The 12,833-nt window shown below is 59.8% G+C and carries 13 protein-coding genes and 2 pseudogenes; 10 read left to right on the top strand and 5 right to left on the bottom strand.

From position 1 onward, the window contains the following. Nucleotides 1-1,487 (top strand): UPF0182 family protein (locus GNZ13_RS19495; protein ID WP_172167266.1); only part of this gene is annotated, 1,487 nt, incomplete at its 5' end. 91 nt (nt 1,488-1,578) lie between these two features. Further along, on the top strand, nt 1,579-2,433 hold the full coding sequence (locus GNZ13_RS19490) for an urea carboxylase-associated family protein (RefSeq protein ID WP_172167264.1): 855 nt from the start codon (nt 1,579-1,581) through the stop codon (nt 2,431-2,433). 14 nt (nt 2,434-2,447) lie between these two features. Here the strand turns inward: GNZ13_RS19490 and GNZ13_RS19485 are convergent, their stop codons facing one another. After that, nucleotides 2,448-3,377, bottom strand: a complete 930-nt coding sequence (locus GNZ13_RS19485) for a LysR family transcriptional regulator (protein WP_172167262.1) — start codon at nt 3,375-3,377, stop codon at nt 2,448-2,450. 75 nt (nt 3,378-3,452) lie between these two features. On the opposite strand from GNZ13_RS19485, the gene GNZ13_RS19480 reads away from it, so the two are divergent. Next, nucleotides 3,453-4,085: an NADPH-dependent F420 reductase gene (locus GNZ13_RS19480; RefSeq protein ID WP_328807256.1), complete on the top strand. Its 633-nt coding sequence runs from the start codon at nt 3,453-3,455 to the stop codon at nt 4,083-4,085. A gap of 150 nt (nt 4,086-4,235) precedes the next feature. Here the strand turns inward: GNZ13_RS19480 and GNZ13_RS19475 are convergent, their stop codons facing one another. Beyond that, the gene (locus GNZ13_RS19475) at nt 4,236-5,657 is read right to left on the bottom strand and encodes a pyridoxal phosphate-dependent decarboxylase family protein (RefSeq protein ID WP_172167260.1); all 1,422 of its coding nucleotides are present in this window, start codon (nt 5,655-5,657) and stop codon (nt 4,236-4,238) included. A gap of 222 nt (nt 5,658-5,879) precedes the next feature. Here GNZ13_RS19475 and GNZ13_RS52445 point away from each other — a divergent pair. The 3 genes and pseudogenes from GNZ13_RS52445 to GNZ13_RS19465 all read left to right on the top strand — a co-directional run. Next, nucleotides 5,880-5,975, top strand: a pseudogene (locus tag GNZ13_RS52445) (3-oxoacyl-ACP reductase); the annotation flags it as partial. A 71-nt stretch (nt 5,976-6,046) separates the two neighbouring features. Next, nucleotides 6,047-6,820, top strand: coding sequence for a hypothetical protein (locus tag GNZ13_RS19470; protein WP_216674930.1), 774 nt, complete (start codon nt 6,047-6,049; stop codon nt 6,818-6,820). Between the two features lie 179 nt (nt 6,821-6,999). Further along, on the top strand, nt 7,000-7,959 hold the full coding sequence (locus tag GNZ13_RS19465; protein WP_172167259.1) for a helix-turn-helix domain-containing protein: 960 nt from the start codon (nt 7,000-7,002) through the stop codon (nt 7,957-7,959). 50 nt (nt 7,960-8,009) lie between these two features. On the opposite strand, the gene GNZ13_RS19460 is transcribed toward GNZ13_RS19465, so the two are convergent. From GNZ13_RS19460 to GNZ13_RS19450, 3 genes are all read right to left on the bottom strand, one after another. Continuing rightward, nucleotides 8,010-8,405 carry a VOC family protein gene (locus GNZ13_RS19460; protein WP_172167257.1) on the bottom strand — a complete coding sequence of 132 codons (396 nt, stop codon included), beginning with the start codon at nt 8,403-8,405 and terminating at the stop codon, nt 8,010-8,012. Between the two features lie 71 nt (nt 8,406-8,476). Next, a complete protein-coding gene (locus GNZ13_RS19455) occupies nt 8,477-8,830 on the bottom strand; it encodes a nuclear transport factor 2 family protein (protein WP_172167255.1) in 354 nt (117 codons plus the stop codon). Between the two features lie 68 nt (nt 8,831-8,898). Continuing rightward, complete coding sequence (locus GNZ13_RS19450; protein ID WP_172167253.1) at nt 8,899-9,336, bottom strand: cupin domain-containing protein; 438 nt, start codon at nt 9,334-9,336, stop codon at nt 8,899-8,901. A gap of 392 nt (nt 9,337-9,728) precedes the next feature. On the opposite strand from GNZ13_RS19450, the gene GNZ13_RS19445 reads away from it, so the two are divergent. From GNZ13_RS19445 to GNZ13_RS19435, 4 genes and pseudogenes are all read left to right on the top strand, one after another. Then, the gene (locus tag GNZ13_RS19445) at nt 9,729-10,637 is read left to right on the top strand and encodes a LysR family transcriptional regulator (protein ID WP_172167251.1); all 909 of its coding nucleotides are present in this window, start codon (nt 9,729-9,731) and stop codon (nt 10,635-10,637) included. 165 nt (nt 10,638-10,802) lie between these two features. After that, nucleotides 10,803-10,895, top strand: a pseudogene (locus GNZ13_RS54315) (MarR family winged helix-turn-helix transcriptional regulator); the annotation flags it as partial. Between the two features lie 6 nt (nt 10,896-10,901). Continuing rightward, entirely contained in the window at nt 10,902-11,180 is a 279-nt protein-coding gene (locus GNZ13_RS54310; protein ID WP_407945647.1) for a hypothetical protein, read from the top strand. Between the two features lie 130 nt (nt 11,181-11,310). Then, complete coding sequence (locus GNZ13_RS19435; RefSeq protein WP_172167270.1) at nt 11,311-12,816, top strand: efflux transporter outer membrane subunit; 1,506 nt, start codon at nt 11,311-11,313, stop codon at nt 12,814-12,816. The last annotated feature ends 17 nt before the right edge of the window (nt 12,817-12,833 follow it).

The raw sequence follows: 12,833 nt of genomic DNA, 5'->3' as shown, positions 1-12,833 counted from the left end.
CGAACGCCCAGACCTGGGTGAACCTGCACCTCTTGTTCACGCACGGCAGCGGCGTCGTGATGTCGCCTGTCACCGAAAAATCGACGGAAGGTTTGCCTTCCTTCTATCTGCAGGATATTCCACCCGTCGCCCACGGCGGGCCGGCCATTCGCGAGCCGCGTCTGTATTTCGGTGAAGGTGGTGAAGGCTACGTCATCGTAAAAGGCAGCGTCTCCGAATTCGACTACCCCAAAGGCAAGGACAACGTGTACACCGCTTACAGCGGGAGCGACGGTATTGCCATCGGCAGCACCGCGAGCCGCAGCCTCTTCGCCTGGCAGTTCGACGATCCGAACATCCTGCTAACCGACTACATCACGAACGCTAGCCGCATCCTGCTGCACCGTAACATTCAGGACCGGGTCCGCACGATCGCCCCGTTCCTCAGCCTCGACCATGATCCGTATCTCGTCACAAGCAACGGGCGCCTTTTCTGGATGCAGGACGCCTATACGACAAGCCGCTGGTTCCCCTACGCCCAGCCGGGTTTCGGCGATGGCGCCAACTACATCCGTAACGCAGTCAAGGTGGTGATCGACGCGTATAACGGCACGGTCGATTTCTATGTAAGCGATCCTAATGATCCGGTCATACGGACTTATCAGCGCATTTTCCCTGGTCTGTTCAAGTCTCTCGCGGCGATGCCACAAGACCTGCAGCAACATATCCGCTACCCAGAAGATCTGTTCCTGATTCAGGCGCAACTTTATCGGGCTTACCACATGGATGCACCGGAGGTTTTCTACAATCGCGAGGATCTCTGGCAGTTCCCCCGCGAATTGATCGGCATTGATGGTGGGAATAGTCCCGGCACACCGATGACGCCTTACTACATGATCATGCGGCTGCCCGAAGAACCGCGCGAGGAGTTCGTCCTGATGCTGCCGATGGTGCCCAGCCAGCGCGACAATATGATCGCTTGGCTCGCCGCGCGTTGCGATCCACCCAACTACGGCAAGCTCATCGTCTACTCGTTCCCGAAGGATAAGCTCGTCTATGGGCCCTTTCAGATCGAGGCGCGCATCCAGCAGAATACGGAGATTTCGCAGCAGATTTCGCTGTGGAACCAGATGGGTTCGCGTGTCATTCGCGGCCATCTTCTCGTCGTACCGATTGAAAACTCCATCCTCTACGTCTCTCCGCTCTACTTGCGTGCGGAGTCGGGTCAGTTACCCGAATTGCAACGGGTGATCGCCGCGTATGGGGACCGGGTGGTGATGAAAGAAACCCTGGGCGAAGCGCTGGCGGCGCTCTTCAAGGAAAGCGCCCCGCTCGTATCGCCGCCTCAGGGCACGGCGGACGCGCGTGCCCGCGAGGCGCTTGCGCATTATGACCGTGCGATCGAGCGATTGAAGACGGGAGACTGGAGTGGTTTCGGCGCGGAACTGGATGCTTTGCGGCCACTGCTCGAGGCGCTTGGTGGGGGACATTCGGAGGGACACAGGTGACTCATTCCACCAGACATCGAACGCCACCGGCCGTCCACCACCGCGTGCATGCGGGCGGGCTGTTCGCCATTATCGTGAAGGAGCATTCAGCATGTTGAACTACCCTGCAGCCTATCAATCCACTAAAGGTTCCGCACTCGACGTCGATAAGGCGTTCTATCAACGCGTCGCTTCACAGCACGACACCCGCACGCTGATCGAATCGATCGTCGTGCCGATCCGCTCGGGTCAGGCGTGGACCGTGGAAGCCGGCCAGGTGTTTCGCATCGTGACGATCGAAGGTCCGCAGGTGGCCGACCTGAATCTGTGGAGCCTGCACAACCCGCGTGAGCGCATGTGGGCCTCGCGCACGCGCCAGTTGCAGCAGGCGCACGTGAGCACGTTCGACCGTCTGTGGTCGACGCTGCCGTTCCTGCGCCCGATGGTGACGATCACAGATGACAGCCTCGCCGACTACGGCGTCGACGAGCATGGCGGCCGCGTTCACGACCTGCTCGGTACGCGGTGCGATCCCTATGTGAACCGGATGCTGACCGGCGAGGATTTCGATTTCCACTGCCACTCCAACCTCACACGCGCGATCGCTCCGTACGGATTGACCGAATACGACGTGCACGACGTACTCAACGTCTTCATGTGCACCGGCCTGAATCTGGAAGACAAATACTTCATGAAAGCATGCCCGGCAAAGAAGGGCGACTACCTCGAATTCTTTGCCGAGATCGACTTGTTGTGCGCGCTGTCGACTTGTCCGGGCGGCGATCTCTCATTGCCGATGTGGGGGCCGGACGCGCGCGATCCGCTGGAGGTGTGCCGACCGCTCGGCATCGAGATTTACCGGCTTGCACCGCAGATGCTGGATGGATGGGTGCCGCCATCCGTCGCTGCGTACAAGGGGCAGCATGGAATGACACTGCAGCAGCCGAAATGGAAATGCGGTTGTTGATGAGCGAGCGCGACTCATTCGATGCTTCCCGCAAACCTTTTAGCCAACCGCTCCCGCTCAAACGCCTCGACGACGAAATCGACAAACACCCGTGTTTTCGCCGGCAGCAGCGCTCGCGTCGCGTAATAGATCGAAATCGCCCCGGCGTCCGCGTACCAGCGCGGTAGCAGTCGCACGAGTTCGCCCCGTTCGACCGACGACAGCACATCCGACACGGATAGCAGCGCAACACCCAGTCCGAGAATCGCAGCCTCGCGCATCGCTGCCGGGTCGTTGACCATGATGGTCTCGCTGAGCCGCGCGGGCATCTCGTCGCCCGCTGTGTCGCGCATCGTCCGGTGGCGCACGCGGCCGGTGCGGCTCGAGCGCATCACGATGCCGTCGAGTTCCGCAAGGTCTCCAGGATCGGTCGGTGGTACGCGACCGGCCATGTAAGCCGGAGACGCCACCGCCACCAGATGCGCAGGCGCCAATGCGCGCGAAACGACGCCCGGCGCGAGATCGAATCCACCACCCAGCGCTGCATCGTATCCCTCTGCAATCAGGTCGACCTGTCGGTTCTCGAAGTGCCAATCCGGACGAATCATCGGATAGCGTGCGAGGAACGCCGGCAGCAGCGGCATGACGTACGTGATGCCAAACGTCGGCGGCATGCTGACTTTCAGCACGCCAGCCGGCTCGCCGCGATCGGTCGAGACGGACGCGATCGCTGCCTGCAGCGCGTCCAGATTGCCGCCAATTTCTACGAGAAAGCGCTCGCCCGCCTCGGTCAGCGTGAGCTTGCGCGTCGAGCGTTGGAACAGTCGCACGCCAAGATTGCGCTCCAGCAGCGCAACGTTCCGACTGACTGCAGCGGGCGTCAGCGCAAGACGCCGCGCGGCCGCGGAGAAGTTGCCCGTTTCGGCGCTGCGGACAAACGACTCGAGGTTGGCGAGGGTTTCCATGCGGGAATCTTAAAGCATCAATTGAAAATAATTCAAGCGATTCCTAGCTAATCATCTTGTAATAAAGACGGCAACATTCACTCACACTTCACAAGGAGCATCACTATGAGCACCATCGGTATCATCGGAGCAGGCGCCATCGGGTCCGCGTTCGCGAAAGCGCTAGCGGGCAAAGGCCTCCAAGCCATCATCGCGAACAGCCGCGGCCCAGATTCGCTCGCAGACCTCGCGCGCGAGCTCGGCCCGTCGATCACGCCGGGAACGCGCGAACAGGCAGCCGCGCAGGACATCGTCCTCGTCGCGGTGAACTGGTCGAAGCTGCCGACCGCCCTGGCCGGGCTGCCGGACTTCGGCGGACGCATCGTGATTGACGCGAACAACCCGATCGAGGCGCCGCTGTTCAAACCGGCCGAATTGCATGGCCGGACGTCGAGCGCGATCTTCGCGGAGCTCGTGCCGGGCGCACGCGTCGTGAAGGCGTTCAATCATCTGCCGGCGCACCTCCTCTCCGACGATCCACAGGCCGGGGGCGGACACCGCGTGCTGTTCTTCGCGGGAGACGACGCGCCTGCGAAATCGGCTGTGAGCGGACTGATCGAGCGGCTCGGCTTCTTCGGCATCGACCTAGGTTCGCTCGAAGGCGGGGGCCAGCTAGTTCAAATCCCGGGCGGCCCGCTGCCGGTGCACAATCTCGTCAAATTGGGATAGCCAACGAAAGGCGCGGCATACCGCGCCTTTCACACAACGACCCAGGCACTCTTCACGGGTGGCGGCTCTGGTCTGCAAACGGTTACCCCGGTACCGAGTTCGCGGAAGACCGCTCTGGGTCACGTGACGCCGATCACCGACGACCTTCCCTTACAAAGTCCTCTCTCGCAATACCCGTGCTACTGCGGCGACTGCACGCGCCACATCCTGCGCATTGGTTTGCCAGTTGCATACTGACACTCGCATACAACGCTTCCCTCGCCATGTCGTGTTGCTGAATAGCGCCTCGCCGCTCGCCAGAACCGCACTGGTAACAGCGTCAGTCCATCGATCATGGTCGCTCTCTGCGGCTTCCGGCCGGGGATCCAGAAATCGAACCAGGCCCTGATTGATTTGAGGCTCCCACACCAGCTCGGTGCCGGGAAGAGCGGCGATACCAGTCACGAGGCTATGCGCTGCATCGCAACAGCCGTCGATCAAAGCGACGACGCCTTGGCGGCCCAATTGTCGCAGCGCGGCATAGGTCGCCACACCTCGCCCACGTCTCGACCAATCCGGATTCCAGTCCTTTTGTTCGCGGACCTGATCGTTGTGCGAGATGTAGCTTGCCTCGTAGGACATCGCATTGCGATGCGCCTCAGGATGCGCGACGAAAGCAAAACCGCTGTCATACGGCACGTTCAGCCATTTGTGCCCATCGGTTGCCCACGAATCGGCATGCTCAACGCCGGCCAGCAGATGTTGATAACGTGCACTGACATTTGCCCACAGGCCGAAAGCACCGTCGACGTGTACCCACGCGTTGTAGCGATGCGCGAGCGGAATCAGATCGGCGAAACAGTCATACGCACCAATGTTGAGGTCGCCCGCCTGCAGCAAGACAATCGTGGGTGTGTCGGGGGAGTTCTTGAGCGCCTGCTCAAGAATTGCTGCATCCAGTTGACCAGCCTGATTGGCCGGCAGTCCTGTCACCGCGGCTGTTCCCATCCCCAGCAAGCGCGTGGCTCGCGTGATGCTGCCGTGAAACTGATCGCTGCTCAGGATACGGATTTTCGGCGCGCCGAACAGGCCGTCTCGTTCAACCTGCCAGCCTCGCCTCGCGAGCAATGCGTTTCGCGCTGCCGCCAGCGCAGTAACGTGCGCCATCTGACAACCGCTAGTCAACGCAAAGCTGGCGTGATCCGGCAAACCAAGCAAATCTTTTAGCCAGGCTCCGCACGCCTCCTCGATAACCGCTACTGCGGGGCCGCATGCGTACGATGCTGCATTTTGATCCCAAGCGCTGGTCATCCAGTCCGCTGCCAATGCTGCGGGCAACGATCCGCCTATGACCCAACCGAAAAATCGGCCGCCGGCACTACCCATGATGCCTCCGGCCGTGTCATTGACCAGTTCATCAATCACCTGCTCGGCGGGCATGCCCTCGCTGTTGAGCGGCTTCACCAGGCGGTCGCGCAACATGTGCAGACTCGCGCCGGCCGCAACGGGGCTATGCCCCAGGCTTTCCAGATGCGCTAACGAGTGGTTCAGTGCGTGCTCAAGTGCAGGGCGAAAAGCGGGTGTGTCGTTCATTTGAATTTCCAGAATGGATGTGGCATTCCGAGAGCCCGCGTCGGTTCCAGCTTGCGCCTCAGGCGCCAGGCATTTCTTAATCGTAGTAGGCGGAGGTGAGGTATGGCGTCCGATGCATATATTAGTTGCATTCAGTGCAGCTTCCGCCATTCCATATGTGCCGCTATATTGGCTTGAGCAATTTACTTAAGAGGATCGCTCTCGTTACGTTCAGGTTCGAGTTGGGTGCGGACGGACATGGGTGGACCAGAAGCCCGTTTAAGTATCGAAGAAAGCATTCCGAGCTTGTTGAATACGATTTCGGCGCACAGGGCCTAAAATTAAAAATCGCGCCGGTCCCTTTGCGTGGGGCGGCTCGCCCTATCCCCTTCTATCAACGGCAGGCGGCCATGAACACTCACGATGCGCGTTTCGTTCGTCCGGTGCTGGCTGCACTTTGCGGGGCTTCGCTCGCAACACTCGTCGCTTGCGGCGGAAGCGCCTGCTTCGGCTTCGACGGCTGTGGCGGCGGAAACGGGACGCCAAACGTCGTCCTGTCCGGCACGGCAGCCGTCGGCAAGGCGCTCGCCAGCGCGACGGTTAGCTTCAGTTGTGCGTCGGGTTCGGGCTCCACCCTGTCAGACGGCGCTGGACGTTACAGCATTACGTTAAGCGCCACGCTTCCCTGCATCCTCACCGTGACCTCCGGCGGCACGACCGTGCATTCGCTGGCATTTGCCGGCGGCACTTTCAATACGACGCTCGAGACCGAACTGATGCTCGTCTACCTCGCTTCGCAACTTGGCACGAGCGAGACCAGTCTGATTGCGGGCTTCCGGAGCAATTCGCAGTTCCAGCAGGTGCTGGTAAATCAAACCGATGTACTGGCTGCGCAATCGGCAGTCGTCACGAATCTGCAGCAGCATTATGCGGTCACGCTGACGGCACCGGCGTTTCTGACGACGCCGTTTATCGTCGGGCAAGCAGGGGTCGACAGCGATCTCGGCGCGCTGGCGACAGCAGGCGCCATCGACGTCAATGGCATGCCCGATCCGGCTGCCGTCTCGCTGCTGTCCGCGGCGGGTCTCGCCCATCCGCTCACAACGACGTCCACACCTTCATCCGGCACTGGCGGCACTGGCGGCACTGGCGGCACAGGCAGCACCACCGGCGGCATGATGTGAACTGAGGTAGTTTGAGGCTGGCGTCGATGGGCGCCTGACTTCCTCAATTAGGGAAGAATCATTACCCCTTTTGTCGCTAGGGAAGCTCCTACTGATGGCAGAATTCGATGGGCGGTAGATTAAATAATCCATAAGTGCGCAGTCCGAACGTGGAACCGGGCGACGATAGGAGACGCGCTGTGCTGAATCAATCGACGAGCTGGTCAACCAGCGAGGTGCCGGTCGCAGACAGGACCGACGCCTGGCAGGAAGTGTTGAGCGGGAGTTACCGTGAATGGCAGGTGCCGCAGCGGGTGCCCGCTACTTTCTACGCGACGCTCCGCCGTCACGATTTCGCCGGCGCGGAGATTGTGGAAACCGTCTGCGACCCTTGCGTCGGAGAGCGGACCCGTCAACACGTGCGTCGGGACGATGAACTGTACGTGGGCGTGCAACTCACGACCAGTGGCCGCGAACGATTCAAAATCGGTGACACCGGGGTTGAGGTTCGCTCCGGCGACCTGGTAGTCTGGACGACCGACCAGGTGGTTCAGTTTGAAGTCATGGAGCGCTTGCACAAGGTGACGCTGATGATTCCCTGGTCGCTCATGCGCGAACGCATGCCTGAGCGCAAACAACCACCGTCTGGTGGACGGATTGAGAGCACAGCCGGTGTCGGCTCACTGCTTGCCGTTCACCTCCTGGCGCTATCCAATGAAATCTCATCGCTCGACTCGAGCGTGCGGGGCTCGGTGAGCCGGTCGACGCTTGAGCTGTTGGGAATTGCCCTATCAGGACAGCAGCAGGTTTCGACGTTCGACGCCAGCGCCGTTATGCTGCGAAAAGTACAGGACTACATACTCCAGCATCTTCACGAGGACGGACTCACTCCGGCGCGCATCGCTGAATCATGCGGCATTTCGTTGCGCTACCTGCATATGCTATTTCAGCGCAGCGATATGACCGTCTCCGGCTACGTCATTCACAGCAGGCTGATGGCGTGCAGACAGGCTCTTTCCGATCCGTCATACAACCGCTATCAAATTGCCGAAATCGCATATCGCTTCGGCTTCAACTCGACCAGCCACTTCTGTCGAGCATTCAAGGGGAAGTTTGGCGAATCCCCTGGTGACGTTCGCCGCGCGACAATCGCGCCATAAATTCAACAGAAACGCGGACCCGCGCCGAGATGTTAAACGCATCGCGCAAACTAAACGTAGTGGCCCGCGCGCTCCAGAACTTCAATCTTGTATCCGTCTGGGTCCTGCAGGAAGAAGAAGCGAGCAAGCATCTCGTCGCCACGCTTGAACTCCTTGATGGGGAGTGGATTGAGGCCGAGACCAGCCATGCGGGCGTGCTCTTCTTCGAGGTTCGGAACCGCGACAGCGATATGGCCGTAGCCGTCGCCGTGCGTATATCCATTGTCCCGACCACGATTCCATGTCAGTTCGATTTCGACATCGTTCTCGCCATTCTTCAGATACACGAGCGAGAAATCCGGGAAGTCCAAACGATGACTGGTCTTCAACTCCAGCGCACTCTCATAGAATTTCAGCGACCTTTCGAGGTCGAATACTCGAATCATGGAATGAATAATCTTCGGCAATTTCGTACCCCTGCGTCGTATTGCAAAAGCGGCCCGGCTACAACCGGGCCGCCGCCCGTAGTTGGCTTCCACTACGCTGAGAAGGACGTGAACGTCTGGACGGCGATCTTCCCGTCCTTCACGAAAAGCGTGTCCGTCGCCATCGGCACCCACGGCTTCGCTTCCCACACGAGGTACGCGACTTCCCGCTCGGTGCTTTTGCTGGTTACCTTGAAAGCCTCCCAGAAAGCCGGCTCGGCGCCGTCGAGAAATGCCTTGAAAAAGCTGCCAATCTCGGCCAGTCCGCGATAGGTCTTATCGGGCGTAAAGATCGTTGAAGTGTCGTCGTAGTCCTTCAGTATTTCGTCGAGCCCCTTTGCGAACGCGCCAAGATGGTGGTCGAAGACCTGGCTCGTAGCGTCGCCAACCTGAACAGTCGCTGTCATATTGACCTCTCCATTAGAGCGCGGACATTGACGCAGTCGCCGACGGTCCGCGCCGGTTTCGAAATGTCTTAGCCGGCGTACGCGCGTTGCGCTTCGTCCCACGTCACGACCACGATGGGCGTGCCATCTTCCTTGATGAATGCGAGCGGCCCGAGGAAGGTCATATAGAACTCGCTGTCGACCGGGAAGTACGTCTTGTCGTGACGGGCGTTGGCGGATTCGTAGCCGTATGCTGGCGCGATGACGGTATCACCGCCTTGCTCAGCACCACCACGGACGTCCATACGGCCTTTCGTCAGGAGGTATTCGCCGGGACCGACGTGAAAGTGCGCGTTGAATGAAGAGCCTGCCGGGCAATCGAAGATGGCAGTCCAGGCACCCATTTCCGGGGAGGCGTGAAGCATCTTCCAACGGATGCCACCAAGAGACAGCGCGTCCGGGAATGCCTTCCAGGGAATTTCGTCGATTTGCACCGCCTCTTCGCGCACGTGCGGTTTGATTTCCATGGCTGTCTCCTTCAGTTATCCGGGCGTCGGACCCGGGTGGGGTTTAGGTGTGGTTCAAGAATAGGTCAACGGAAATCGACACGATTGCACGGAAGTGCAGGAGCGATTGAACTTAAGCGCAGTCGGACGACATAGGCTCGGCAGGGGAAAGAGACGGGAATTGCGGCATTGATTTCACGTAGCTTTCTTGCGGGGCGCCCGCTGGGCACTGAGATGCACGCCAGCCATATCCGGCGGAGCCGCTGTGACATAGACTGCTGTCTGTCACCGGGTCAACAGTTGCTTATCCTCTGAAATATAGTGGGAGACATGGTCCGCAACTGGAACGTCCGGTCGCGTTGAAAGCGGCATTCCGTCCATTCTTTGTTCCGGTTCGTCGAAGAGATCTCACCATGGAATATGTCGAAAGCCTGCGCGTTTTCCGGTCGGTGGTCGAATTGAAGAGTTTCACCCGAGCGGCGGATATTCATGGACTGGCCCGGCCAGCGGTGTCGCGGGCAATAGCGGGGCTGGAAGAGCGGATGGGATGCCGGCTGTTAAACCGCACTACTCGACAGGTCTCACTCACCGAAGCCGCGGAACGATTCTACGAAGGCTGCGTGCGCATCCTGGATGATCTGGATGCACTCGAAGCAGACGTAGCAAACCAGACACGGGAAGCGCGCGGCGTCTTGCGCCTTGTCGCCCACACGACGGCGACGGTAAGCCGGCTTGTTCCCTTGATCGCCGGATTCAAGCGAGCGCATCCGAAGGTCACGCTCGACGTGACGCTGACGGAGCGGCCCGTCGACCTGGTTGCCGACGGGTACGACCTTGGCATCGTCGTTCCGTACATGCTGACGAGCGAAACGACGGTCGTGCGTCTGCTCGAACGAATTCCGGTTGTCATCGTCGCGACGCCGCAGTATCTGCAGGCGTCGTCAACGCCGGGACATCCATCGGAACTGGCCGATCATCTTTTTGTACCGATTTCGCCGTCCATTCGCCGCCCCAGCATCGGCTTCCGGATTGGCGAGAACGAGCTGAGCGTTCCGCTTCGTTTCGATGTTTCGTCGAACAGCCCCGCCTTCAACCTGGAAATGGTGCTGCAGGGTTTCGGAATCGGTGTCGCGCCCGTAGCGCTTGTGGAGAACGAATTGGCCTCGGGAAAGCTCGTCCGCCTGTTCAGCGATTTGCAGCTTGTCGATGACAGCATCGAAATCCAGCTAGCTTACGGCAACCGGACACTGCTACCTGCCAAGGTGCGCGCGTTTATCGACTATGCGGCCGCCTTTTTCACGGCGCTGGCGACATCGCGCTAGTCCGGTCGGAATTCCCGATGTCCCTCGGGCAATTGGTGCGAGAAATGACAACAAGCTGATAACCCGGCCCGCATCGCTTCCTGACGGCCGTTGCATTAATGTGTGCGTATGCACTCAAATGATCTTCAGGAAGACGACTGTTTCGCCCTTCGCCAGGCCTCTCGACACATTTCGAAGCTTTACGAGCGTCATCTGTCCGAGGTGGGCATCACGCCCACGCAGTTCAGCATTCTCAGGACCCTGGGTCGTTGCCCGAATCTGACTATGGCTGAACTGGCCAAGGCGATGGTGATGGACAGAACGACTCTCGTCCGGCTGCTTAAACCCTTGCTCCGGCGTGGACTGGTGGCTACCCCTCCTGAAGGGCAAAGCAATCGGCGACTGCGCGTCGTACTCACCAGGAGAGGGTTTGCGAAGCTTGACGAAGCGGCTGCTCACTGGGCAACTGCGCAGGCCAGCTTCGAACATAGCTTTGGGCAGCAGCAGGCAGCTCATCTGCGTAACGAACTGTTCCGCATGACGAGCGATCTGTCCGAAAGGTAACCACAAAGCAACAAACTGATTCACTTCCGCGCATTGATGCGTGAACACCTGAACACTATTGTGTGCATATGCACTGTGAGCCGTACGAAGACATATTCCCCAGATGAGCCAAAGGAAAATCGAAACCATGATGAATCACCACCGACCCCAGCTGCGAGCGAGCGCATGGGTGGCCTCGATAGCCGCGGCGGTAGCGGCGCTCGGCCTGGCCGGATGCGTCAACTACGCCGGCATCAAGAGCGACAAGCAGATTGCGCCTCCCGCAAAGTTCGAGACGAAGCAGAGTTTGCCCGCCGAGGGCGGACAGTGGCCAGCAATGGATTGGGCTAAACAATTCGGCGATCCACAACTGCCCAAGCTGATCGACGAGGCGCTGGCAGGCAATCCAACGATCGATCAGGCACGTGCACGCATTGAGAAAGCGTCTTCCTCGGTCGGCACGGCCAATTCCGCACTCTATCCAAATGTGACGGGAAGCTATTCGTGGACGCGCGAGCTCTATAGCGGCAATGGGTCTGCTCCACCGCCGATCAACGGCACCTGGCAGAGCGAGAACAACGTGCTCGCCAGTGCTTCGTTTGACCTCGACCTGTGGGGCAAGAATCGCGAGCGGCTTCGTCAGTCCATCTCGCAGGAGAAGGTCGCCGACGCCGAAGCCGAGGAGGTGCGCATCTCTCTCGCCGCTTCCGTGGCAAGCACCTACAACCATCTTGCGCAGCTCTATGCGTTGCGTGATATCGAGGTCCGCGAAGTGAAGAATCGCGAGGATATCGGGCGAATCACGGATGGGCGCGTTGGCGCGGGACTCGATACCAACGTGGAGCGGCAGACCGCATATGGCGAGACCGCGACGAGCCGTTCCAGCGTCAGCGACCTCGACGGACAGATCACGACCGTACGCTACCAGTTGGGTGCCCTGCTTGGTGAAGGACCGGACCGTGGCCTCAAGATCGCCAATCCATCGCTTGGAGAGGGTGCCAGTGTCGCGCTTCCCGACAACCTGCCCGCCGACCTGATTTCGCGGCGCCCGGATATCGTTTCGGCCTACTGGCAGGTGGATGCAGCAATCCACGATGTGAAGGAAAAGAAGGCCGAGTTCTTTCCGGACGTCAATCTTTCCGCAGCAGCAGGACTGGACGCGTTTGGCTGGGGGCGATTCCTTACGGCCGGAAGCGGTCAACTTCAGGCGGGACCCGCGATTCATCTTCCTATCTTCGATGCCGGTGCTTTGCGCTCCCAACTGAAGGGCCGCTATGCGGACTTCGATTACGACGTCGCAACGTACAACCAGACGTTGATCAACGCGTTATCCGACGTTGCCACGCAAGTCACGCAGATCCACTCAGCCGACCGTCAACTGGTCGATGCGCAGCAGGCACTAGATGCGCAGACCAAAGCGTATCAACTCGCAATCGTTCGATACAAGGCGGGTTTGAACCAGCAACTGCAGGTGTTGAACGCGGACGATAACCGGCTGGCAGCCGAAACAGCCGTCGTCAACCTCGAGATGGACCGCCGCAGTATGCAGGTCGGGCTGATCAAGGCACTAGGCGGTGGATTCGATGCCTCGCGCGCAGGCCTCGCGACTGCAGAGACACCGATTCCCGCGCCGTCCAACGGCACCACAACTCACTGAACGACCCAATCGGCCGT

It is taken from the genome of Paraburkholderia elongata (assembly GCF_013177735.1).
In the GTDB taxonomy this organism is placed as follows: Bacteria; Pseudomonadota; Gammaproteobacteria; order Burkholderiales; family Burkholderiaceae; genus Paraburkholderia; species Paraburkholderia elongata.
The sequence above is the reverse complement of the archived record's forward strand: the minus strand, read 5'-3'. Positions and strand labels throughout refer to the sequence as shown.

Excerpts from the sequence above, each read along its gene's own strand:
- GNZ13_RS19490 (WP_172167264.1), top strand. The coding sequence starts at position 1,579 with ATGTTGAACTACCCTGCAGCCTATCAATCCACTAAAGGTTCCGCACTC.
- GNZ13_RS19485 (WP_172167262.1), bottom strand. The coding sequence starts at position 3,377 with ATGGAAACCCTCGCCAACCTCGAGTCGTTTGTCCGCAGCGCCGAAACG.
- GNZ13_RS19475 (WP_172167260.1), bottom strand. The coding sequence starts at position 5,657 with ATGAACGACACACCCGCTTTTCGCCCTGCACTTGAGCACGCACTGAAC.
- GNZ13_RS19470 (WP_216674930.1), top strand. The coding sequence starts at position 6,047 with ATGAACACTCACGATGCGCGTTTCGTTCGTCCGGTGCTGGCTGCACTT.
- GNZ13_RS19455 (WP_172167255.1), bottom strand. The coding sequence starts at position 8,830 with ATGACAGCGACTGTTCAGGTTGGCGACGCTACGAGCCAGGTCTTCGAC.
- GNZ13_RS19450 (WP_172167253.1), bottom strand. The coding sequence starts at position 9,336 with ATGGAAATCAAACCGCACGTGCGCGAAGAGGCGGTGCAAATCGACGAA.
- GNZ13_RS19445 (WP_172167251.1), top strand. The coding sequence starts at position 9,729 with ATGGAATATGTCGAAAGCCTGCGCGTTTTCCGGTCGGTGGTCGAATTG.
- GNZ13_RS54310 (WP_407945647.1), top strand. The coding sequence starts at position 10,902 with ATGGCTGAACTGGCCAAGGCGATGGTGATGGACAGAACGACTCTCGTC.
- GNZ13_RS19435 (WP_172167270.1), top strand. The coding sequence starts at position 11,311 with ATGAATCACCACCGACCCCAGCTGCGAGCGAGCGCATGGGTGGCCTCG.